We start from the raw sequence: 19,786 nt of genomic DNA, 5'->3' as shown, positions 1-19,786 counted from the left end.
AGGGGGTGACGGGTGAGGTTTCCAGGGCAGGAGTCGGATTTCGGTTCGGTGTTGCTGGGCTCGGCAACCGAGACCCCCCGCCGCCAGCGCATCCGGATCCAATTGCTGATCACGGTGTCGGTCCTGACCGCCAACGCGATCGGTGCCGGGATCGCGATCCTGCTGGTGGTGGTCGGGATACCCGAACCGAGTGTCCTCCAACCTGAGCTGTGGTGGGTCAATTACATTGCCGTTCCGGTGTATGTGGCCTTCGCGTTCTGCTTCGGCTGGGCATTCGGGACGGCTCGGGTGCTGCGGCATCTGCGGTGGGCGCTCCGTGATGAGCAGCCCACGCCGGACGAGGCACGGTGGGCGTTGCGGGCGCCGTGGGTCCTGACGCGGATGCAGTTGATGTTGTGGTTCATCGCAGGTGTGTTCTTCACCCTCTGCTACGGCATCCCGGACCCCGAGCTCATCCCGAAGATCGCGCTTGTGGTCGGACTTTCCGGCGCGGTGGTTTCCGCAATCTCGTACCTGCTCGTCGAGTTCGCGCTACGCCCGGTGGCGGCTCAGGCGCTGGAGGCGGGTTATCCGGGCATCAAACGGCGCAGCGGACTGCGGACCCGGGTCATGTTGAGTTGGGTTCTCGGATCGGGTATCCCGATTGTCGGGACGATGCTGGTCGCCTTCTTCTCGGTCCTGCGGGACACCACCACCAAGACCGATGTGTTCGTCGCCGTGACCGTGCTCGGGGTGATCGGCCTGTTCACCGGATTCCTGCTCAACTACCTCAGCATCAGTGCGATCAAGGCGCCCGTCGGATCAGTCCGCCAGGCGATGACCCGGGTCAGTGCCGGCGACAACGACGTCCGGGTGGTGGTCTACGACGGAACCGAATTGGGTGACCTGCAACGGGGTTTCAACCTGATGGTCACCGGACTCGAAGAGCGCGAACGGATGCGAGACCTGTTCGGCAGGCACGTCGGCCGGGACGTCGCCGAAGCGGCGCTGGCCCAGAATCCCGAACTCGGTGGCGCCGAGCGGTTCGTGGGCATCGTGTTCGTCGATGTCATCGGTTCCACCGCGATCGCGGCATCGCGACCGCCCGATGAGGTCGTGGCATTGCTGAACAAGTTCTTCGCGGTGGTCGTCTCGGCGGTTGAATCGCATTCCGGTCTGGTCAACAAGTTTCAGGGTGACGCGGTGCTCGCGGCGTTCGGTGCGCCACTGGAACTGGATGACCCGGCGAGCGCGGCACTGTCCACCGCGCGCGAGATCTCGGTGCGGTTGGCCGGTGAGATCCCCGAGCTCTCCGCCGGGATCGGTGTGGCGTACGGATCGGTGGTGGCCGGAAATGTCGGGGCCATACAGAGATTCGAGTACACGGTCATCGGCGATGCCGTCAACGAGTCGGCACGTCTGAGCGAGTTCGCCAAGCAGGATCCGAGCCGGCCGGTGGCCTCCGGCCGGGCGATCTCATCGGCCACCGACTCGGAGGCCGGGCATTGGTCGCGTGTCGAATCGGTTCTGCTGCGCGGCCGTTCGGAGAGAACCGAGATCTATGTCGCGGCGGTCGACACTGATCACCACACCTCACCGGTGATGAGGTGATGAGGTGAACGAGGGGAAGCGGGCGATGAAGCCGATCCACCGGTCGGCGATGCACCGGCTCGTCAAGCCCGAGGACGTGATGGAACCGGCGCGGTGCCCGGAGTTGGCGCAGGCACCCCTCGATCCGGGCCAGGATCCGGTGTCAGAGACCTCGGGTGACGAGGCGGTCGCCGGCTGCGAGGACTGCGCTGCCGAGGGGGTGCGCCATCCGGCGGCGCTGCGCAGATGCCTGACCTGCGGTCATGTTGCCTGCTGCGACACGAGCCCGCGCCGCCACGCGAGCAGGCATTTCGAGGTGACAGGGCATCCCGTCATCCGCTCGGCGGAGCCCGGTGAGAGCTGGCGCTGGTGCTATATACATGCCCAGATGGCCTGAATCCGCCGCAGTGATCGACCTGATCCGCTCGGACCAGGGTTTCCTTGTGCAATCAGCGGACCCGCAGGGGTTAGCCTTGAACACGTGACCAACAGCAATTCGGAATTCGGCGTCGTCATCAATTCGGTACCGCAGCGCATTGGCACGCCGCTGACACCCGGTGCCACCACGGTGATGCTCCTCGGCGCAGGCGAGTTGGGCAAGGAAGTTGTCATCGCGTTCCAGCGACTCGGTGTCGAAGTGATTGCGGTGGATCGTTACCCCGATGCGCCCGGCCACCAGGTCGCGCATCGTTCCCATGTCATCGACATGACCGACCCGGTCGCGCTGCGCGGGGTGATCGAGGCCGAGCGTCCCGACTTTGTCGTACCCGAGATCGAGGCAATCGCGACCGAGGTGCTCGTCGAGATCCACGAGGAAGGATCCACGGAGGTCATCCCCACGGCGCGGGCGACCGCGCTGACGATGAATCGTGAGGGCATCCGCCGCCTCGCCGACGAGCGACTCGGCCTACCCACTTCGCCCTACGCCTTTGCCGACTCTGCCGATGAGATCCGTGCTGCCACCGCCCGGGTCGGATACCCCTGCGTCGTGAAGCCGGTGATGTCGTCGTCGGGCAAGGGGCAGAGCGTGGTTCGCGGCCCCGACGAGATCGACCGGGCCTGGGACTACGCGGTCGTAGGCGGCCGGGTGAAAGGCGGCCGGGTCATCGTCGAGGGGTTTGTCGACTTCGACTACGAGATCACTCTTCTCACCGTCCGTGCCGTGGATCCGGCGACGGGCAAGTTGGGCACATACTTCTGCGCTCCGATCGGGCACCGGCAACAACAGGGCGACTACGTCGAATCATGGCAGCCGCAACCGATGAGCGAGTCCGCACTCGGCGGTGCCACCTCGGTGGCCGCCCGGATCGCGGCGGCTCTCGGCGACGGCTACCTCGGTGGCCGCGGCATCTTCGGGGTCGAGATGTTCATCAAGGACGACGACGTCTATTTCTCCGAGGTCAGTCCGCGCCCGCACGACACCGGCCTGGTCACCATTGGTACACAGCGGCTTTCGGAGTTCGAGATGCACGCGCGGGCCATCCTGGGACTGCCTGTCGATGTCACACTGGCCTCGCCGGGAGCCTCCGCGGTGATCTACGGCGGGTTGGATGAACCGGCAATCGCATTCGAGAATGTTGCTGCCGCGCTTGCCGTTCCGGAAACCGATATCCGCTTGTTCGGCAAGCCGGAGAGTTTCGCCAGGCGCCGGATGGGCGTGGTGATCGCCACTGCCGACGACGTCGCCACCGCCCGGCAGCGGGCCACGGCGGCGGCGCGCATGGTTCGTCCGGTCAGTACCGTCCGCTCGGTTCCGGCGTCGGATCCTCCCGCGCAGGTGCAGTCGCCGGAGCCGGATACCGCCCCGAACGACGCGGCCCAGACCCGAATCACACGGCGTCCACCGGCCGCGGCGCGGCCCCAATCACCGCCGCCTCCACCCCAGGCCCCAGCTCCCCAGGCTCCCCAATCCCAGTCATCCCAATCACCACCGCCTCCGTCTGCGGCGCAGCGCGCGCCCGTCGGGCTGGGTAAGCCGTCTTCTGCGTCCGACGACAAGCGGTAGCGGAGTCTTCGGGTGCCGTTGACGGGTGAGCTCGTTGTTGCTGCGATCATCTTCATCGGGCTCTGCGGTGTGGTGGTGCCGGTTCTGCCCGGACTGATCCTGATCCTCGGCGCCATCGCGGTGTGGGCGTTTGTGGTCGGCGGCACCGCCTGGCTGGTGTTCGCGATCGCCGCCGGCTTCCTCGGCGCAGCCGCGATCGTCAAGTATCTGGTCGCAAACAAGTCGATGAAGGATTCCGGTGTGCCCGGCCGCACGGTGATCGCGGGCGGGCTCCTCGGGATAGTCGGATTCTTCGTCGTCCCGGTTGTCGGCCTCGTCATCGGGTTCGTCCTCGGCGCATTCCTGGCGGAATGGTGGCGTTGCAAGGACTTACGAGGTGGTTGGAATGGCGCGGTGGCAGCCACCAAGGCCGCCGGGCTGGCGATGATCATCGAACTCGCCGGCGCGCTGTTCGCGGCGTCGCTGTGGCTCGGCGCCGCGTTCGTCTACTAGTGGGTCCGCCGGTACGAGCCTTTATAACGAAATGATAACGACTGCCCTGTAACGTCGCTCTCAGTGAATTCTTGGCTAACGCTCAGGCTGGCATCGCCGATGAACATCAAAAGCCACCTCAACGTGGTCCACCAAAGGAGTGAAGAGATGAAGCAGAAGTTGATTCGCGCTGCCGTCGCCGCAGCTGCAGCTGTCGGCATCGCCGCCGGCAGTGCCATCGCCACCGCCCCGGCGCAGGCTGCCCCCGTGGGTGCGGTCGATCTAGATCTGACCGGCGGCGTGTACTGCTCGTTCGGCAAGCCTGGTGACCCGTGGGTCAACTCGTGGTACATGGTTCGCTGGATGGAGGTCAAGGCCTACGGTGCCGATTTCCCGAACGTGACCCTGCAGGAGTTCAACGGCGCGCAGAAGTTCACGCCGAAACTCAAGAAGAACGAAACACTCCGCATCGAGACCAAATGGTTCGGCTGCTTCCCGAGCTCGATCTCGGGCTACACCATCTCCAGCAACATCGATCCCTTGCAGAACAACATCGGCTACTGGGCCAACGTCCAGCGTCGCGACAACTAGCACCACCAAATTCGCTCCACCTCCCGGCGTTCGCTCCTGTCGCAACAGGAGCACACGCGAGCAGGTGGAGCGAATTTTGGGTTGGGGGCCTCAGCCCTTTTCGACCTTGTGGGGCTCGGAGGCGGCGAACATCTCGTCGCGTTCGACGACTTTGACGCGCTCACGACCTTCGGCGGCTCCGAGTGCGCGTTCGTGCTCGTCGAGGCGGTACCAGCCGTCCCAGGTGGTGTAGGCGACGCTCTTGGCGTCGAGGTATTTCACGATGGCGTCCTCGCCCGGCTCGGCCGGATCGAGGAGCTTGCCTTCGTGCATGTCGTCGAGCAGGCAGTCGACGGTCTCGTTGGCATCGCCCTTGGTGTGGCCGATGAGGCCGACGGGGCCGCGTTTGATCCAGCCGGTGGTGTACATGCCGGTCATGTGTGAGCCCTGGTCGAAGATTCGGCCGGCCTCGTTGGGGATGACCCCGGCCTGGTCGTCGAACGGGATCTGCGGGAGGTTGTCCGACAGGTAACCCACGGCCCGGTAGACCGCGCCGAGTTCCCAGTCGGTGAAGGTGCCGGTGCCCTTGACGTTGCCGGTGCCGTCGAGTTCGGTCCGTTCGGTCCGCAGGCCGACGACTTTGCCGTCTTCGCCGAGGATCTCGGTGGGGGACTCGAAGAAGTGCAGGAACAGCTTGTGTGGGCGGCCCTTGGGGTCGCGGATCGCGTACTGCTCGATGATCGTGGCGACCTGGTCGGTGATCTTTGACGACCGCCGCGCGACCGTGGAGCCCTCGTCGTAGTCGATGTCCTCGGGGTTGACGATCACGTCGATCGTCGGGGAGTGGTCGAGTTCTTTGAGTTCGAGCGGGGTGAACTTGGCCTGTGCGGGGCCGCGGCGTCCGAAGACGTGGACTTCGAGTGCCTTGTTGGCCTTGAGGCCTTCGTAGACGTTGGCCGGGATCTCGGTGGGTAGGAGTTCGTCGCCGGTCTTGGCGAGCACGCGTGCGACGTCGAGGGCGACGTTGCCGACGCCGATGACGGCGACCTTCTCCGCTTCCAGCGGCCAGGTGCGCGGGAAATCGGGGTGTCCGTCGTACCAGGCGACGAACTGTGCGGCGCCGTAGGAACCGTCCAGCTCGATGCCGGGGATCTGCATGACCCGGTCGTCGGTGGCGCCGGTGGAGAAGATCACGGCGTCGTACATCGACTGCAGATCTTCGAGCGCGATGTCGCTGCCGTAGTTGACGTTGCCGATCAACCGGATCTGGGGCTTGTCGAGGACCTTGTGCAAGGCGTTGATGATGCCCTTGATCCGCGGATGGTCGGGGGCCACGCCGTATCGGATCAGGCCGAATGGGGCCGGCATCCGCTCGAACAGGTCGATCGAGACACCACGGTCTTTGGCTTTGTCCGACTTCATCAATGCGTCGGCGGCATAGATACCGGCGGGGCCGGCACCGATGATGGCCACGCGAAGCGGGCGGTTCTGATCGCTCATGAGTCGCAGTTGCTTTCTCGTGCGGATAGTCCAGGCGGACGTCACTGACGCGACCTGGTGTGGCTACTTTCACCCCACGGTAGGCGCTGGACCTGGCCGGAACCAAAAACGGCGGTTTAACGGGCAGTCAAGTAAGGTTTGGCTGCCCAAATATCTCGCCCACCGTCTCACGCTGGTGGCAGCTCGGGCAAATACGGGCGTTAAGCTCGCGGCCATGGCAGGAAGTGACTCCGGAGCCGGCCGCGCGCGGTCGGTGGGGGGCAAAAAGACGGAACCAGAAGTTTTCGACGACGAGCGACGGACGATCTGGCCGTTCCTCGTGGCTGCCACGATCATGGTGGTTGTCCTGATCGCGATCGTTCTCATGCAGGTACTCCGACCGGCTGAGGAACGCCTGACGGACCAGGCGAAGGTGACCCGCGTCGTCAACGACTACTACACGGCGCAGAACGCGATCAACTACACGAGCTACCGCGCCGTCTTCTGTTCCGCCGAGCTGAATTCCGCCGACTTCCCAACCCAGGAAGCGTTCACCAACGAGAACCGGGACGCGCGTGACGCTGACGGCAAGATCGAGGTGAGCAACATCTCGGAGACCGTCGTCAACGGCGATCGAGCAACGGCCAACGTCCACTGGTTCCGGGAACACAAGAGCGAAACCAAGATCACCCCTATTGTTCTCGTCAACGAGGACGGCAATTGGAAGGTTTGCGCATGACATACGCAGGCGACCTGACCCCAGAAGAGGCCTGGAAGATCCTCACCGAGGATCCGACGTCGGTGCTGGTGGACTGTCGGACGCAGGCCGAGTGGAGTTACGTGGGCGTGCCGGACCTGTCGGGTCTTGCCAAGAAGACGGTCTTCGTCGAGTGGGTCAGTTTTCCCGACGGTGCCCGCAACTCCGACTTCGTCGGCGAACTGCGCGCGGCGGGGGTCGCGGACGACCAGCAAGTGGTCTTCCTGTGTCGCTCCGGTCATCGCTCGATCGGGGCCGCCGAGGCCGCGACCGCTGATGGGGTCGCCAAGGCCTACAACGTTCTCGACGGATTCGAAGGCGCCATCGACCCCGCAGGGCATCGCGGTGTAGTCGGATGGAAGGCAACCGGCCTCCCATGGCGCCAATCGTGACCAACGCCACATTCTCGATCAAGGCCGACACCGCGCTATGGAGGATCAGTTGAACGCCAACCTGCCCGAGGGGCTTTCGCCCGACACCCTCGCCGTGCGCGGGGGGCTCATGCGGTCCGGCTTCGAGGAGACCTCCGAAGCGATGTACCTGACCTCGGGGTACGTCTACTCGTCTGCGGCCGCGGCCGAGCGCGCGTTCACCGGTGAGGACGAACGATTCGTCTACTCCCGCTACGGCAACCCGACCGTGGCCATGTTCCAGGAGCGACTCCGTCAGCTCGAGGGCGCTGAGGCGTGCTTCGCCACGGCGAGTGGCATGGCGGCAGTGTTCGTGGCGCTCGGCGCCCTGCTCAAGGCCGGTGACCGGCTGGTGGCGGCACGCAGCCTGTTCGGTTCGTGCTTTGTGGTGTGCAACGAGATCCTTCCGCGCTGGGGTATCGAGACCGTCTTCGTCGACGGTGAAGACCTGCAGCAGTGGGAACAGGCCTTGTCGAAGCCGACCGACGCGGTGTTCTTCGAGACCCCGTCCAACCCGATGCAGACCCTGGTCGACGTGGAACGCGTGTGCGAGCTCGCCCACGCAGCCGGCGCAAAGGTGGTGCTGGACAACGTCTTCGCCACCCCCCTGCTCCAGAGCGGTCTCGAACTCGGCGCCGACGTGATCGTGTACTCGGGCACCAAGCACATCGACGGTCAGGGCCGCGTGATGGGCGGGGCGGTACTGGGCACCAAGGAGTACATCGACGGTCCGGTGCAGACGCTGATGCGCCACACCGGCCCCGCGCTGAGCCCCTTCAATGCCTGGACGTTGCTCAAGGGCCTCGAGACGATGCGCCTTCGGGTGGACCATTCGACGGCCTCGGCCCTGCGCATCGCCGAGTTCCTGGAGGCCGACCCGCGGGTGGCCGCGGTGCGGTACCCGTTCCTCGGATCGCATCCGCAACATGACCTGGCGAAGAAGCAGATGTCGGGTGGCGGCACCGTGGTGACCTTCGAACTCGCCGACAATGGTCCGGTCTCCGGCAAGGCGCGTGCCTTCGAATTGCTCGACGGACTGAAGATCGTCGACATTTCGAACAACCTCGGCGACTCGAAGTCGCTGATCACACACCCTGCCACGACGACGCATCGCGCGATGGGCCCCGAAGGGCGGGCGGCGATCGGTTTGTCCGATTCACTGGTTCGCATCTCGGTGGGACTAGAAGGCGTCGACGATCTGTTGAAAGATCTGGATCAGGCCCTCTGACCCGGCATCGCGAACGGCGCGCCGCCGAACGGTCGCCGGGCACGGGAGATCGGAGCGCACATCCTTCATTCTCTGGCCGATTGGGTCATCTCGATTGTGCAGTCGACACCACCGTGGGCGATATATCTCGTCGTGTTCGGAGTCGTCTATGGCGAGGCCGCGTTGTTGCTCGGGCTGATACTGCCCGGTGAGACGGTGATGCTGGCCGGTTCGGTGGCGGCGGCGATCGGTGACACCAACATCGGATGGCTCATCGTCGGTGCCTGCGTGGCGGCCGTTCTGGGGGACTGGACCGGCTACTGGTTCGGGCGCCGGTCCGGTGACCGCATCACCGGATCGCGGCTCGGTGGCTGGGTCGGGGAGCAACGCTGGGCCCGCGCCGAGGCGCTCATCCGAGATGGTGGCATCGCGACGGTGGTCGGAGCGCGCTGGATCGGATATGTCCGCACGGTGACCCCGTTTGTGGCCGGGATGAGCCAGATGCCGACCCGGCAGTACCTGTTCGCGAACGTCGTCGGCGGTGTCGTCTGGGTGATCGTCGTGTGTGTGACCGGCTATGCGCTCGGTGAGACGGTCGGTGCGAACCTGCTGTTCTACCTGGCCGTCGGTGCCGGTGTCGTGATGCTCGGCTACTTCGCATTTCATTGGTGGCGGAACCGGAGCGGATCACAAAACACCGCTGCCAGCGCGGAATAACATTCACGCCGCGTTTAATGGGCCGCTCGATTGACATGGAAATCAGCGGGGCGGCAATGTTGTTGATGGTGATGAGTGTCAGCGACAAGCCCCGGCTTGCTGACCGGCAACCCTCCTCTCGCGGCGGGGTGCTCCGGGTGACAACCTGGCTGCGGTCTGTTCAGACGGCGGCAAGCGCGGACTCCCCGGAGTCCTGATCGAAGGGATGGCGGGTGACGAGTTCCTCCACCAGCGATTTCAGGGTAGAGATCGCCCGAATTGTGAAGGCCCGCCCGACCGACCGGGTTCTGCCGGTATCCGACCTCGCCGAAGCCGTCGCGCTGGTCTCCGATGCAGCGCCCGGTGACGTCCTGACTCTTGATCTGACCGCCGACCTCGCGTCCGGTGCCCGCCGTGTGGTGCCGGCTCAGATCGATCTGTCGACCACGCTGGCCGCCGTGGACAGTGAACTCGAACGACGGCCGGCCGCACTCCTGATCGTGCCCGCAGTCGCGAAGGCCACCGGCGAAGTGCTGCCATTGGCCGCGTTGGCAGCGATCGCGCACCGGCGCGGTGGACGGATCCTGGTCGACGCGAGCGAGATCCTCGCCCGGCGCGCGGTGAACCTCACCAGCCACGGCATCGACTACCTGGTGTGGTCCGGGCCGTCAGTAGCCGGATCATCGGTGGCCGGACCTGCCGTGGTCGTCGGTCGTGCCGACTGGCTCGCGGACACCCGCGACCCCACCCACGGCGGCACCGCCCTGCCGCTGGCCCGAGACCTGATCCCGGAGCACGGCTATGAATGGGCCGGGCTCCATGAGCAGGCGTTGTCCGATTGGCTTGACGACGAAATCGGTCGGTTTCCCGGTATCCGCCGGCTACAGCTGTGGACCGATGCCCGCGACCGCGTGGGAATCGCCTCACTGGCCGTCGCGGGCCATTCCGAGCCCGTGGCCGTTCGCTGGGATGCCGCAACCGGCATCGAGGATCTCGCCCGGCAACTGAACTCACTCGCAGAGAACGTTCTTGAGCAGGAGAAGTCATGACCGAAGACCGCCGTCCCCACACACCCAGAACTCGTCCCGAGTTGCAGGTTGCCATCGATGGTGACGAACATCCCCTCGCCTGGAGCGGGCCCCGTCCCGCCGAGGCCCGGAGTTCGGTGGTTCGCCGGATCCGTCAGCCGGAACTGCGGGGTGGCATCAAAGAACGTGCTGCGCTGCGGGCGGGCTGGCAGGCCTTGGGCGATGACCCCGCCGACCTGGTAGTGGCGCTGGAGATCGATGTCGTGATCGCCGAGGACGCGGCCGCCGCGCGCGCCGAGCTCATCCGCCTGGGAGAGTCGCGGTTCGGTGACACCGTGCGCTACGTGGGGACCGCCAATGGTCTGCTCACATTGATTCTCGACGTCTACGCCGCGGAGGTCGCCGACGCAGTCATCCTGCGGCCACTCGATCGGGGGCAGGGCTCGGGTTCGGCCCGGCTCATCGCAGACAAGGTGCTGCCCGGGCTGCTGCAGCGGGCCGCCGCAGCCTGATTCACCACGCCCCACGAGGGAGCCTGGCGAGCGGCGTCAGCTCTCGCCGTTCTCCCAGCGATCGATGATCTCTGCGCGGGCCTTCTCCGTCAACGATCCGTACAGCCGTAGCCGGGCCATGCCACCATCCGGGTAGATGTCGAGGCGCGCCTCGGTCATCGGGCGGTCGGCCTCCACCAGGAACCGGTGGCGGGTATCGGGTTGCAGCGCCGTCCGTTTCAAGACCTCGAACCACTCACCGTCGTCGCCGTCTCGGCCGCGGATCATCGCCGACCCCGGCGCATTGCCGAGGAAGTAGCTGGTGTCGAGTTCGGCGAGACCGATCGTCGACTCGCCGGCCAATTTCACCTGCACCCAGTCGTTTCCGTCGTCTCGGCGGCGTGAGGTCTCCCAGCCCTCACCCATCGTGCGGGCTCGGCCGGGCATCAGGAGGTTGTTCGGCGAGCCGTAGAACATGTTGGAGCAGGCGGTGATCAAGCCGCCGTTCTCGAGTGCGGCGAGGTCGAAGTGGCCGTACGACAAGAACTTCGGGTCGGGGGTGCCGCGACCGTGCACCCGGAACCGGGCCACCCCGCCATCGGGATGGATCGAGAGGCGGACGTGGGTGAAGCGTTCTTTGGAATCCACCCGGAACGGGTTGCGGGTGTCGCCGTTGACCGGGACGCGGTCGACGATCGTCTGCCACTTGGTGTTCTGGAGAAGGTCATCCGTGGTCGGAATGCCTTCGGCCGCAGCAGCTTCCACCGAGATGTAAGGCGGGTAGTTGCCGACAAACCAGGACGTGTCGACCACCACGCCGTAGATGACGCCGGGAACGCCGAGGCGGATGATCGCCTGGTCGACACCCGCTTCACGGCGACGCCGGGTTTCCCAGCCGTCGTAGACCTGGCCCTTGTGCCCGAACGTCGCGGGCTGATATTCGGCGTCGGGTGTCTTGATGAGGTTCTCCGACTCTGCGAACAGGTCGTCGTTGGTCCACAGGACGGCTCCGCCGAGGGCGCGTAGAGCGAGGTCGGGCATCGAAGTGAAGTGGGGGCGCGAGTTCGGCGGCGAAGGAGTCACGACATCTGAGGCTAGTGGTCGGGCCGGCGGAGGGCGACTTGGCTACACCGATCTTCTTCGGACCGATGTTGCGGAAGCGCTGTGGCGCGGGCCATACTTTCACGTACCAACTAGTTGTACGCCGAAACTCGTTGAACTCGGGAAGGATCAAGTCGGAGACGATGTCGCGAGACGATCAGATTTCGGACCTCATCGAGGTCCTTGCGAGGCACCTGCGGATCCGTGACCGATTGGCGGTCACCAAGTGGCGAACCGCCGACAAAGTCGTCGAAACCGCGGCGTATCACTGCTTGTTCCGCCTGAACGAGGCTCCGGCGCGCTCCGGAGAACTCGCCGATGCACTCTTCAGCGACCCATCGACGATCAGCCGCCACGTGGCCCATCTGGTCAAACTCGGATACGTCCGCCGCGAAGCCGACCCGAGTGACGGTCGCGCGACGATTCTCGTGGTCACCGAGTCAGGGGCCGAACGGGTGGCCGAACTCAAGACCCGCCGCTCGACAGAGCTGGTGAAGATGCTGTCGGACTGGGACGACAGCGATTTGGACACATTGACCAGGCTGCTCGGCCGCTACGTCGTCGCCGCCGAACGCAGCCTCACCGAGTACAACGTGCCTGCGGAAAGCACCCAGGGCTGAGCCCGCACCGACGAAAAAGGCCCGACCTCACAGGGGCGGGTCGGGCCTTTCTCATGCCGGGGATCAGCCGCGCGAGGGCTCGTTGACCTCGTCGGGATGTTCGGCCAGGCGTTCGATCGCTTCCTGGGCCACCTTCTCGGCCTCGACCCGACCGGTCCAGCCGCCGGCCTGAACGTCCTTGCCGGGCTCGAGGTCCTTGTAGTGCTCGAAGAAGTGGGCGATCGCTCCGAGCTCGAAGTCCGAGACATCGCCGATGTCCTGGATGTGGTCCCAGCGGACGTCTCCGGCGGGCACCGCGAGCAGCTTGTCGTCGCCGCCGGCCTCATCGGTCATGCGGAACATGCCGATGATCCGAGCTCGGACGATCACGCCGGGGTAGACGGACTCGGGGAGCAGGACCATGGCGTCCAAGGGGTCGCCGTCCTCGCCGAGTGTGTTGTCGATGTAGCCGTAGTCGGCGGGATAACCCATCGATGTGTACAGGTACCGGTCGAGGTAGATCTTCCCCGACTCGTGGTCCACTTCGTACTTGTTGCGTTGTCCCTTGGGGATCTCAATCGTGACGTCGAAGTCCACGTTGTACTCCTCGTATGTTCTTGCCCACTGAATGTGTTCTGGCTAGCCGGTCAGCAAATCGACTCAACGATACTGTGGAGACTCGGGCCCGCCGCGAGCGGCAAGAACTTCGACCGGAGGTATTTGGTGCCAGGCAGTTCGCGAAGACGCAAGGGGCTCCTGTGGACGCTACTTCCTGTCGCAGTCCTCATCATCGTGGCAGCGATCGTGCTGGTCATCGCATTGCGGGTTGACGAGCGGCACAACAGTCTTCCCGCAGGTGCATCCGCGCAGCCATCGCCGGTGTCGCTGATCCCCCAGATCAACCCGGTGGCAGTCGATGCGCCGCTGCCGACGACGGCCGGGATCACCGCCGGTCTCGCCGAAGCACTCTCGAATCCTGGTCTGGGCGACTTGTCGGGTGAGGTCTCCGACGCGATCACCGGACAGACGCTGTGGTCGCAGACCCCGAATCAGCAGATGGTGCCGGCATCGACGATCAAGATCCTCACGGCGTCGGCCGCACTGCTCGCGTTGCCACACGATCAGCGGATCACCACCACGGTGGTTGCCGGTACCGGTGGACAGGTGATCCTGGTGGGTGCCGGAGACCCGACACTGTCCGTACAGCCGGAGGGCGAGGAAACGTTCTTCACCGACGCACCGCGGATCGCCGCGCTGGCCGATCAGATCAAGAGGGCCGGCATCGACGTCACCTCGGTGGCGGTCGACACCAGCGCCTTCAACGGGCCGACCATGGCGACGAGTTGGGATCCGGTCGAGATCGCCGCCGGCAACATCACGCCGATCGAAGCGCTCATCGCCGATTCCGGACGGGTCGAGCCCTTGGAGATCGACTCACCGCGCACCGCGACACCGGCGTTGGCAGCCGGGTCGGCGTTGGCCGCTGCACTCGGCGTCGACAGCCCCGTCACCTCCGGAACAGTGCCTGCCGGTGGCGCCGTGGTCGCCTCGGTCACCTCTGCGCCGCTGGTGACCCGGCTCGGAGACATGATGCGCGCGAGCGACAACGTGCTCGCCGAGACCGTGTCCATCGAGATCGCCAAGGCCATCGGTGGACGGCCGACACTGGCCGGCGGGATCGACGCGGTCCGAAAAGTTTTGAGTGACAACGGCTTCAACATGAACGGCACTGCTTTTGAGGACGTCAGCGGATTGTCGGAAGGCAACGGGGTATCGGCCGGATTGCTCGACAAGGTGCTGGTCGCCGGTGCGGGGACGGCCCAGCCGAAACTGCGGCCGATCCTGGACATGCTGCCGGTGGCGGGCGCCACCGGAACCCTTGCGGAGCGTTTTGTTCTCGAGAACTCAGACGGCGCCGGATGGATTCGTGCAAAGACCGGAACTTTGACGGTCGCCAGTGCGTTGGCCGGTGTTGTGCAGACGAGAGAAGGTCGCGTGCTGAGTTTTGCCTTGATGTCCAACGGAACCGGTCCGACGGAGGCCAGGCCCGCGCTCGACGAGGTGGCTGTGGCCCTTCGGGAGTGCGGTTGCCGATGAGTATCGACTGGAACCTCGCGGCCACGGTGGGCAAGAAGGTCGCCCGGCCGGGTCCGTTGACCACCGCGTACACCACCGAGGCCGCCCGCAAGGAACTCGCGGCAGCAGCGGTGGCTTCGGAGGCCCCGGTGCGGGAGATCACCGGTCTGGCCGACGGACTTCCGGTGCCCGCTGCCAGGGTCCTCGACCGTGGTGAGTGGATCGAGGCAGCGGCGCTGTCCATGTCGGCGATGCTCGACCCGGGCGAATCCGATGGAGCACCCGGGATCACCGGACGGATCGCGGGTGTGCAGGCCGGCGGACTGCTGGCACTGCTCTCGGGTGCGATCCTGGGTCAGTACGACCCGTTCACGCCGGACCCGGCCAGTGGCCACGACGGCGTGCTGATGTTGGTGACGCCCAACATCATTGCGGTCGAACGTGGGTTGCGGGTGGTGCCGGCGGACTTCCGCCTGTGGGTCTGCCTGCATGAGGTGACCCATCGGGTGCAGTTCTCGGCGAACCCGTGGCTGCGCGGATACATGCAATCGAACGTCGAGGCGCTCACGGCGGAGGACACCGAGTCGACCGGTGAGATGGTGGGTCGGATCACTGCGTCGCTGCGCAGCGACCTGCCGCGTGAGAAGGGCATCGTGGGTGCGATGCAACTGCTCCAGTCGCCCGAGCAGTACGAGGCATTCAACCGGATGATGATGCTCGGCACGCTGCTCGAAGGGCACGCCGACCACGTGATGGATGCGGTGGGCCCGGCGAAGGTGCCGACCGTCGACCGTATTCGTGCCGCGTTCGACAAGCGTCGCGCCAGGCCCCAGAACCCCGTGCAACGGTTGCTGCGCGCGCTGATGGGAATGGACGCCAAGATCGCGCAGTACACGCGGGGCAAGGCGTTTGTGGACGAGGTGGTCGACACGGTCGGCATGACGCGTTTCAACACGATCTGGACCGGACCGGAGACGATGCCGCTGCCCGCCGAGATCCAGGCCCCGCGGGCGTGGATCGACCGCGTGTTGTGACCTCCGGTGCGGTCTCCGAGATCGTCAGGGCGGTAAAGGCTTTCGCCGAAGAGCACCTGACCGGTCCACCGGTCTGCGTCGGGCTCTCCGGCGGTCCCGATTCGACGGCGCTGACCGCGGCCGCGGTGCGGGCCGGGCTCGACGTGCGGGCACTGATCGTCGACCACCGTCTGCAGGCCGGTTCGGCTGACGTGGCCGACAAGGCGGCCGCGGTGGCCGAGATGCTGGGTGCGGAGCCGGTGATCGTCGCCGTGGACGTCACCGGTGGTGGTGGTCCGGAAGCCGCGGCCCGCCGCGCGCGATACACCGCGTTCGAGGCGCACCGCGCTGACCGGCCCGTTTTCCTCGGGCACACACTCGACGACCAGGCCGAAACCGTTCTATTGGGGTTCGCGCGTGGTTCGGGAGCCCGGTCGGTGGCCGGGATGCGGCCGTGGGCACCGCCGTTCGCGCGCCCCCTCCTCGGTGTGCGACGTGCGACGACGGTGGCCGCCTGTGCCGAACTCGATGTGACGCCGTACGACGATCCGCACAACGAGGACCCGCGGTTCACCCGCGTCCGGTTGCGGCGTGAGGTGATGCCACTGCTGGAGGAGGTGCTCTCCGGTGGCGTCGCCGAGGCGCTGGCCCGCACCGCGCGGCACCTCCAGTTCGATGTGGACGTGCTGGAAGGCATGGTCGACGACCATTCGGCAGTGGTCGCGGGCGACACCGCCGAATGCCGCGACCTCGAGGTGTTGCCAGGGGCGATCAGGCTGCGACTGCTACGCCGCTGGCTTCTTGCCAACGGGGCCACCGAACCCACCGAAACCGTTGTCCGGGCGGTGGATGCACTGATCACGGGCTGGCACGGGCAAGGTGCTGTCGCGATCGGTGGGCAACCCGCGTTCCGGACTCAGGTCGCGCGACGCGGCGCCCGACTTGTGATCGAGCACCGCGACCGCTGAGAGGCCTGATCAGGATTTCGGCGGCACGAACGGCGAATTGATCGTGTTGAAGTAATTGATGGCGGCACCGATCAGGGTGGGTCCGCCGACGGCAATGGTGCCGAGGACGCCGCCGATACCGGCACCGGTGACGGCGCCCGGGAGACAGCCGACTCCTGCCGCCGGTAGCCCGGCCACACAACCGATCCCGGCGCCGATGATGGTGCCGACCAGCCCGCCGATCGCCACGGAGACCGATACGTAGGTCCCCAGTGTCTCCAGCGCCTGCATGTCACGTTCTTCTCTGCTGGTGGGCGCCGCGACAGGTGTCGCAGCGGACCGGTCCACCACCGGGGTGAGGGTGGCGGTGCGCCCGTCGACCTCTGTTGCAATCGGGAATTGCAGGTCGTCGAGATTGAAGAAAAGGGGAACGGTGGCGGCCACGTTGCCGGCGGAATCGACGATCTCGAGCTCATCGTCATTGGTGCGGAGTGAACCTATATCGGTGGTGAAGACGATCTTGCTGTTGTCCACGATCTCGGCTTCGTAGCTGATGTCGGTAGGTGTGGGTGCGGCATTTGCCGGAATTGCCGTGATGAACCCGGCTGCGGTCACCGCTGCTGCACAAAGTGCGATCAATCCATTTCTGCGTTTCATGGGTACGTCCTGGGATCGGCGGGTGACAAAAGTCACCCGAAAGGTGAACGATGCGTCCACGTCTCCGATTTCGATTGAATCGAAAGGGTGTCCGATTGATCGAATGGGTGTCCGACTTTTGGCCGACCGTTCCCGTAACCGTGAAAATCGAAGCGGTTCGTGGATCTAGCCAGTAAAGCAAACTGAGATCGCGAAAACTTTATGATCGTGAAGTTCATTCGTTCGGTGTACACGTTGTGCACGGGCGGATTGTTCGCCCCGTGCAATTGCCACCGCGGCGTTTGAGGCATGATGTTGTTTGTGACGACGCAGCGCGATCCATATGGCAATGACATCGAAGCGGTAGTGGTCACCGAGGAGCAGATCCAGGAGCGGATCGTCGAACTGGCCCAGAGTGTTGCCTCGCGATATCGCGACGCTCCCGACGATCTCGTTCTCGTCGGGGTCCTCAAAGGTGCGGTCATGTTCATGACCGACTTCGCCCGGGCGCTCCCGATCCCCTCGCAACTCGAGTTCATGGCGGTGAGTTCGTACGGTTCGTCGACGTCGTCGTCGGGTGTGGTGCGCATCCTCAAAGATCTCGACCGCGACATCAATGATCGCGACGTGGTGATCGTCGAAGACATCATCGATTCGGGTCTGACCCTGTCGTGGTTGATCAAGAACCTCCGGACCCGCCATCCGCGGTCGCTGGAGGTCTGCACACTGCTGCGCAAACCCGACGCCGTACGGGTTGATGTGCCGGTGGCCGATGTCGGTTTCGACATCCCGAACGAGTTCGTTGTCGGTTACGGTCTCGACTACGCCGAGCGGTACCGCGACCTGCCCTACGTCGGCCGATTGAATCCGTCCGTCTACACAGACTAAAAGGTGATCGATGACTGCAGTCCAGACCGCCGCCGGAGTACGCGCGGGACGGCTTGACCCAGTCGAGGTCACCCGTGCGGCGCTGGCCCGCATTTCCGAGCGGGACCCGGAACTGGGTGCATTTGTCGCAGTCCGGGCCGACCGGGCGGTCGCCGAAGCCGAAGTCCTGACCGCCCACCCCCAACTCGCGGACCTGCCACTGGCCGGTGTTCCGGTGGCCATCAAGGACAACATCCCGATCGCCGGCGAGATCATGACGATCGGATCGCAGGCCACCAGCCGGGCGCCTCAGCTGGGAAATCACACCGTCGTTCGGAGGCTGCGGGCGGCCGGGGCAATTGTTGTCGGGACCACGGCGGTACCGGAATTGTGCTTGTGGGGGACCACCGACAATCAAGACACGGTGACGCGAAATCCGTGGAATACCAAGCGAACCCCCGGTGGTTCGTCGGGTGGAGCCGGGGCGGCGGTCGCGAGCGGCCAGGTCGACATCGCCCACGGCAACGACGGGCTGGGGTCGATCCGGATCCCGGCGGCCGACTGCGGGCTGTTCGGCTTCAAGCCGGGCCGCGGTGTGGTGCCGTCGGAGATGGGTGGCAACGGCTGGTTCGGTATGGCCGAGAACGGACCACTGGCCACCACGGTCGGCGATGCCGCACTCATGCTGTCGGTCATGGCCGCCGCACCGGATCTTGCCCAGGCGGGTCTCTCGACCGATCCGGGCCCGCTGGGAATTGTTGTGGCAGAAAACTTTCCGCTGGCCGTCGGCAAAACCGACCAGCATTGGGCGCAGGCGCAGGCGAGTTGCAGTTCCCTGCTGGCCGGGCTGGGGCACCACGTGCCTCACGCGGACCTGCCGTATCCCGCCAATCCCGCGCCGCTGCTGATGCGATGGCTGGCCGGTGCGGCTGCCGATGCCGACGACGTCGCGGCATCCGGTGGAGATCTGGGAAAGCTGCAGCGGCGCAGCAAAGTTCACACTTCACTGGGCCGCACCGTCACCCGCTTCGATCTGGTCGACGACAAGCAGGTCGGCAAGATCGAACGAAAAGTGCTCGCGTACCTCGACCGCAACAAGGCCGACGTACTCCTGACCCCCGCACTGGCGACGTCACCGCCGCCGGCCAAGGAGTGGAGTGCCAGGGGATGGGCGGCGAACATGTGGGCCAACGTCAACTATGCGCCGTTCTGCGGACTGTTCAACATGCTGGGATGGCCGGCGATGTCGGTCCCGTTCGGTGTTCACCCGGTGACCCGTACTCCCTTGGCCGTGCATTTCGCCGGCCGTCCCGGGTCTGAGGCCCTGCTGCTGACGCTGGCTGCTCAGATCGAGGCCGCCCGCCCCTGGCAGCGAGTCGCACCCGGCTTCTGAGCCGGAGAACTCACCGGAAACGCCCGCGCCCTCCGTGCGTCCCATGTCACGGGACACTGTGAAACCGGGGGCGGGGATCGATGGGGGACAACGTCGCGTTGCGGCGCGGACGGGGATCGGTGGTCCCGTAGGTCGAATCCACGGCAAAGCTGTTCAGCCGGAAGGCGATTGCCGGCCAGATGCGTTCGTTGATTATGTCCTGCTGATCGCAGCGGTGATCACGTTTGTCTGTGGCGCTCCGCCTATTGGGATTTGGCCACCATGGCACGGAGATTTTCGACACGACGACTCGCGACCTTGGGCCTCGCGGCACCGGGCAGTGTCTTGACGACTCGCTGGATCTGTCGACAGGCGAGACCTTCGGGCCCACGCCCTGTGATCCGGGTGCTTCGCCGTTCACCACGGCCGGCTCTTTTCTGGTCATGGACCGTACGCGGCGTACCGGTGAAGTCACTCCGTGTGAGCGCGGTC

The 19,786-nt window shown here is 65.5% G+C and carries 21 protein-coding genes and 1 riboswitch; of the genes, 17 read left to right on the top strand and 4 right to left on the bottom strand.

All coding sequences use genetic code 11. From position 1 onward, the window contains the following. Window positions 1–12: 12 nt before the first annotated feature. From VIQ49_RS09940 to VIQ49_RS09920, 5 genes are all read left to right on the top strand, one after another. Complete coding sequence (locus tag VIQ49_RS09940) at window positions 13–1,590, top strand: adenylate/guanylate cyclase domain-containing protein (protein WP_331883885.1); 1,578 nt, start codon at window positions 13–15, stop codon at window positions 1,588–1,590. A gap of 49 nt (window positions 1,591–1,639) precedes the next feature. Next, window positions 1,640–1,966 carry a UBP-type zinc finger domain-containing protein gene (locus tag VIQ49_RS09935; RefSeq protein ID WP_414731614.1) on the top strand — a complete coding sequence of 109 codons (327 nt, stop codon included), beginning with the start codon at window positions 1,640–1,642 and terminating at the stop codon, window positions 1,964–1,966. Window positions 1,967–2,140: 174 nt separating this feature from the next. Next, on the top strand, window positions 2,141–3,574 hold the full coding sequence (purT, locus tag VIQ49_RS09930) for a formate-dependent phosphoribosylglycinamide formyltransferase (RefSeq protein ID WP_414731613.1): 1,434 nt from the start codon (window positions 2,141–2,143) through the stop codon (window positions 3,572–3,574). Between the two features lie 12 nt (window positions 3,575–3,586). Beyond that, complete coding sequence (locus tag VIQ49_RS09925; protein ID WP_331883880.1) at window positions 3,587–4,066, top strand: DUF456 domain-containing protein; 480 nt, start codon at window positions 3,587–3,589, stop codon at window positions 4,064–4,066. A 147-nt stretch (window positions 4,067–4,213) separates the two neighbouring features. Then, window positions 4,214–4,636, top strand: coding sequence for a hypothetical protein (locus VIQ49_RS09920; RefSeq protein ID WP_331883878.1), 423 nt, complete (start codon window positions 4,214–4,216; stop codon window positions 4,634–4,636). Between the two features lie 90 nt (window positions 4,637–4,726). On the opposite strand, the gene VIQ49_RS09915 is transcribed toward VIQ49_RS09920, so the two are convergent. Next, window positions 4,727–6,115, bottom strand: a complete 1,389-nt coding sequence (locus VIQ49_RS09915) for an FAD-dependent oxidoreductase (protein WP_331883876.1) — start codon at window positions 6,113–6,115, stop codon at window positions 4,727–4,729. A 214-nt stretch (window positions 6,116–6,329) separates the two neighbouring features. Here VIQ49_RS09915 and VIQ49_RS09910 point away from each other — a divergent pair, with 214 nt between their 5' ends. The 6 genes from VIQ49_RS09910 to VIQ49_RS09885 all read left to right on the top strand — a co-directional run bounded on the left by VIQ49_RS09910 (window position 6,330) and on the right by VIQ49_RS09885 (window position 10,704). Further along, window positions 6,330–6,833 carry a hypothetical protein gene (locus VIQ49_RS09910; RefSeq protein ID WP_331883874.1) on the top strand — a complete coding sequence of 168 codons (504 nt, stop codon included), beginning with the start codon at window positions 6,330–6,332 and terminating at the stop codon, window positions 6,831–6,833. Then, window positions 6,830–7,243: a rhodanese-like domain-containing protein gene (locus VIQ49_RS09905; protein ID WP_331883871.1), complete on the top strand. Its 414-nt coding sequence runs from the start codon at window positions 6,830–6,832 to the stop codon at window positions 7,241–7,243. The genes VIQ49_RS09910 and VIQ49_RS09905 overlap by 4 nt, the downstream gene beginning before the upstream one ends. Window positions 7,244–7,280: 37 nt before the next feature. Continuing rightward, window positions 7,281–8,489 carry an O-succinylhomoserine sulfhydrylase gene (locus tag VIQ49_RS09900; protein ID WP_331883869.1) on the top strand — a complete coding sequence of 403 codons (1,209 nt, stop codon included), beginning with the start codon at window positions 7,281–7,283 and terminating at the stop codon, window positions 8,487–8,489. Between the two features lie 96 nt (window positions 8,490–8,585). Next, on the top strand, window positions 8,586–9,185 hold the full coding sequence (locus VIQ49_RS09895) for a DedA family protein (RefSeq protein ID WP_331883867.1): 600 nt from the start codon (window positions 8,586–8,588) through the stop codon (window positions 9,183–9,185). A 67-nt stretch (window positions 9,186–9,252) separates the two neighbouring features. Continuing rightward, window positions 9,253–9,368: riboswitch (SAM riboswitch) on the top strand. 29 nt (window positions 9,369–9,397) lie between these two features. Then, on the top strand, window positions 9,398–10,213 hold the full coding sequence (locus VIQ49_RS09890; protein ID WP_331883865.1) for an aminotransferase class V-fold PLP-dependent enzyme: 816 nt from the start codon (window positions 9,398–9,400) through the stop codon (window positions 10,211–10,213). After that, a complete protein-coding gene (locus VIQ49_RS09885) occupies window positions 10,210–10,704 on the top strand; it encodes a hypothetical protein (RefSeq protein WP_331883862.1) in 495 nt (164 codons plus the stop codon). The genes VIQ49_RS09890 and VIQ49_RS09885 overlap by 4 nt, the downstream gene beginning before the upstream one ends. A gap of 36 nt (window positions 10,705–10,740) precedes the next feature. Here the strand turns inward: VIQ49_RS09885 and alc are convergent, their stop codons facing one another. Next, window positions 10,741–11,766 carry an allantoicase gene (gene alc / locus VIQ49_RS09880; RefSeq protein WP_414731608.1) on the bottom strand — a complete coding sequence of 342 codons (1,026 nt, stop codon included), beginning with the start codon at window positions 11,764–11,766 and terminating at the stop codon, window positions 10,741–10,743. A 161-nt stretch (window positions 11,767–11,927) separates the two neighbouring features. On the opposite strand from alc, the gene VIQ49_RS09875 reads away from it, so the two are divergent. Beyond that, window positions 11,928–12,404 (top strand): MarR family winged helix-turn-helix transcriptional regulator, encoded by a 477-nt coding sequence (locus VIQ49_RS09875; protein WP_331883859.1) that lies wholly within the window; start codon window positions 11,928–11,930, stop codon window positions 12,402–12,404. A 63-nt stretch (window positions 12,405–12,467) separates the two neighbouring features. Here VIQ49_RS09875 and VIQ49_RS09870 read toward each other — a convergent pair whose 3' ends face one another. Further along, a complete protein-coding gene (locus VIQ49_RS09870; RefSeq protein WP_331883856.1) occupies window positions 12,468–12,980 on the bottom strand; it encodes an inorganic diphosphatase in 513 nt (170 codons plus the stop codon). 189 nt (window positions 12,981–13,169) lie between these two features. Here VIQ49_RS09870 and dacB point away from each other — a divergent pair, with 189 nt between their 5' ends. Genes dacB through tilS form a run of 3 tightly spaced genes read left to right on the top strand, consistent with a single transcriptional unit; the run spans window position 13,170 to window position 16,440 of the window. After that, entirely contained in the window at window positions 13,170–14,480 is a 1,311-nt protein-coding gene (gene dacB, locus VIQ49_RS09865) for a D-alanyl-D-alanine carboxypeptidase/D-alanyl-D-alanine endopeptidase (protein ID WP_414731612.1), read from the top strand. Beyond that, on the top strand, window positions 14,477–15,493 hold the full coding sequence (locus VIQ49_RS09860) for a zinc-dependent metalloprotease (protein ID WP_331883853.1): 1,017 nt from the start codon (window positions 14,477–14,479) through the stop codon (window positions 15,491–15,493). The genes dacB and VIQ49_RS09860 overlap by 4 nt, the downstream gene beginning before the upstream one ends. Continuing rightward, window positions 15,472–16,440: a tRNA lysidine(34) synthetase TilS gene (gene tilS, locus VIQ49_RS09855; RefSeq protein ID WP_331883851.1), complete on the top strand. Its 969-nt coding sequence runs from the start codon at window positions 15,472–15,474 to the stop codon at window positions 16,438–16,440. The genes VIQ49_RS09860 and tilS overlap by 22 nt, the downstream gene beginning before the upstream one ends. A gap of 9 nt (window positions 16,441–16,449) precedes the next feature. On the opposite strand, the gene VIQ49_RS09850 is transcribed toward tilS, so the two are convergent. Beyond that, on the bottom strand, window positions 16,450–17,076 hold the full coding sequence (locus VIQ49_RS09850; protein ID WP_331883849.1) for an ammonium transporter: 627 nt from the start codon (window positions 17,074–17,076) through the stop codon (window positions 16,450–16,452). A gap of 291 nt (window positions 17,077–17,367) precedes the next feature. On the opposite strand from VIQ49_RS09850, the gene hpt reads away from it, so the two are divergent. After that, entirely contained in the window at window positions 17,368–17,943 is a 576-nt protein-coding gene (gene hpt / locus VIQ49_RS09845) for a hypoxanthine phosphoribosyltransferase (RefSeq protein ID WP_331883949.1), read from the top strand. A 10-nt stretch (window positions 17,944–17,953) separates the two neighbouring features. Further along, window positions 17,954–19,315 carry an amidase gene (locus VIQ49_RS09840; RefSeq protein ID WP_331883846.1) on the top strand — a complete coding sequence of 454 codons (1,362 nt, stop codon included), beginning with the start codon at window positions 17,954–17,956 and terminating at the stop codon, window positions 19,313–19,315. The last annotated feature ends 471 nt before the right edge of the window (window positions 19,316–19,786 follow it).

Source organism: Williamsia sp., from assembly GCF_036566845.1.
Classification (GTDB): domain Bacteria; phylum Actinomycetota; class Actinomycetes; order Mycobacteriales; family Mycobacteriaceae; genus Williamsia.
The sequence above is the reverse complement of the archived record's forward strand: the minus strand, read 5'-3'. Positions and strand labels throughout refer to the sequence as shown.

Bases quoted from the DNA above. Each gene is read 5' to 3' on its own strand.
- VIQ49_RS09935 (WP_414731614.1), top strand. From the start codon at position 1,640: ATGCACCGGCTCGTCAAGCCCGAGGACGTGATGGAACCGGCGCGGTGC.
- purT (WP_414731613.1), top strand. From the start codon at position 2,141: ATGCTCCTCGGCGCAGGCGAGTTGGGCAAGGAAGTTGTCATCGCGTTC.
- VIQ49_RS09920 (WP_331883878.1), top strand. From the start codon at position 4,214: ATGAAGCAGAAGTTGATTCGCGCTGCCGTCGCCGCAGCTGCAGCTGTC.
- VIQ49_RS09915 (WP_331883876.1), bottom strand. From the start codon at position 6,115: ATGAGCGATCAGAACCGCCCGCTTCGCGTGGCCATCATCGGTGCCGGC.
- VIQ49_RS09910 (WP_331883874.1), top strand. From the start codon at position 6,330: ATGGCAGGAAGTGACTCCGGAGCCGGCCGCGCGCGGTCGGTGGGGGGC.
- VIQ49_RS09905 (WP_331883871.1), top strand. From the start codon at position 6,830: ATGACATACGCAGGCGACCTGACCCCAGAAGAGGCCTGGAAGATCCTC.
- VIQ49_RS09900 (WP_331883869.1), top strand. From the start codon at position 7,281: ATGGAGGATCAGTTGAACGCCAACCTGCCCGAGGGGCTTTCGCCCGAC.
- VIQ49_RS09885 (WP_331883862.1), top strand. From the start codon at position 10,210: ATGACCGAAGACCGCCGTCCCCACACACCCAGAACTCGTCCCGAGTTG.
- VIQ49_RS09875 (WP_331883859.1), top strand. From the start codon at position 11,928: ATGTCGCGAGACGATCAGATTTCGGACCTCATCGAGGTCCTTGCGAGG.
- VIQ49_RS09860 (WP_331883853.1), top strand. From the start codon at position 14,477: ATGAGTATCGACTGGAACCTCGCGGCCACGGTGGGCAAGAAGGTCGCC.
- VIQ49_RS09850 (WP_331883849.1), bottom strand. From the start codon at position 17,076: ATGAAACGCAGAAATGGATTGATCGCACTTTGTGCAGCAGCGGTGACC.
- hpt (WP_331883949.1), top strand. From the start codon at position 17,368: ATGTTGTTTGTGACGACGCAGCGCGATCCATATGGCAATGACATCGAA.
- VIQ49_RS09840 (WP_331883846.1), top strand. From the start codon at position 17,954: ATGACTGCAGTCCAGACCGCCGCCGGAGTACGCGCGGGACGGCTTGAC.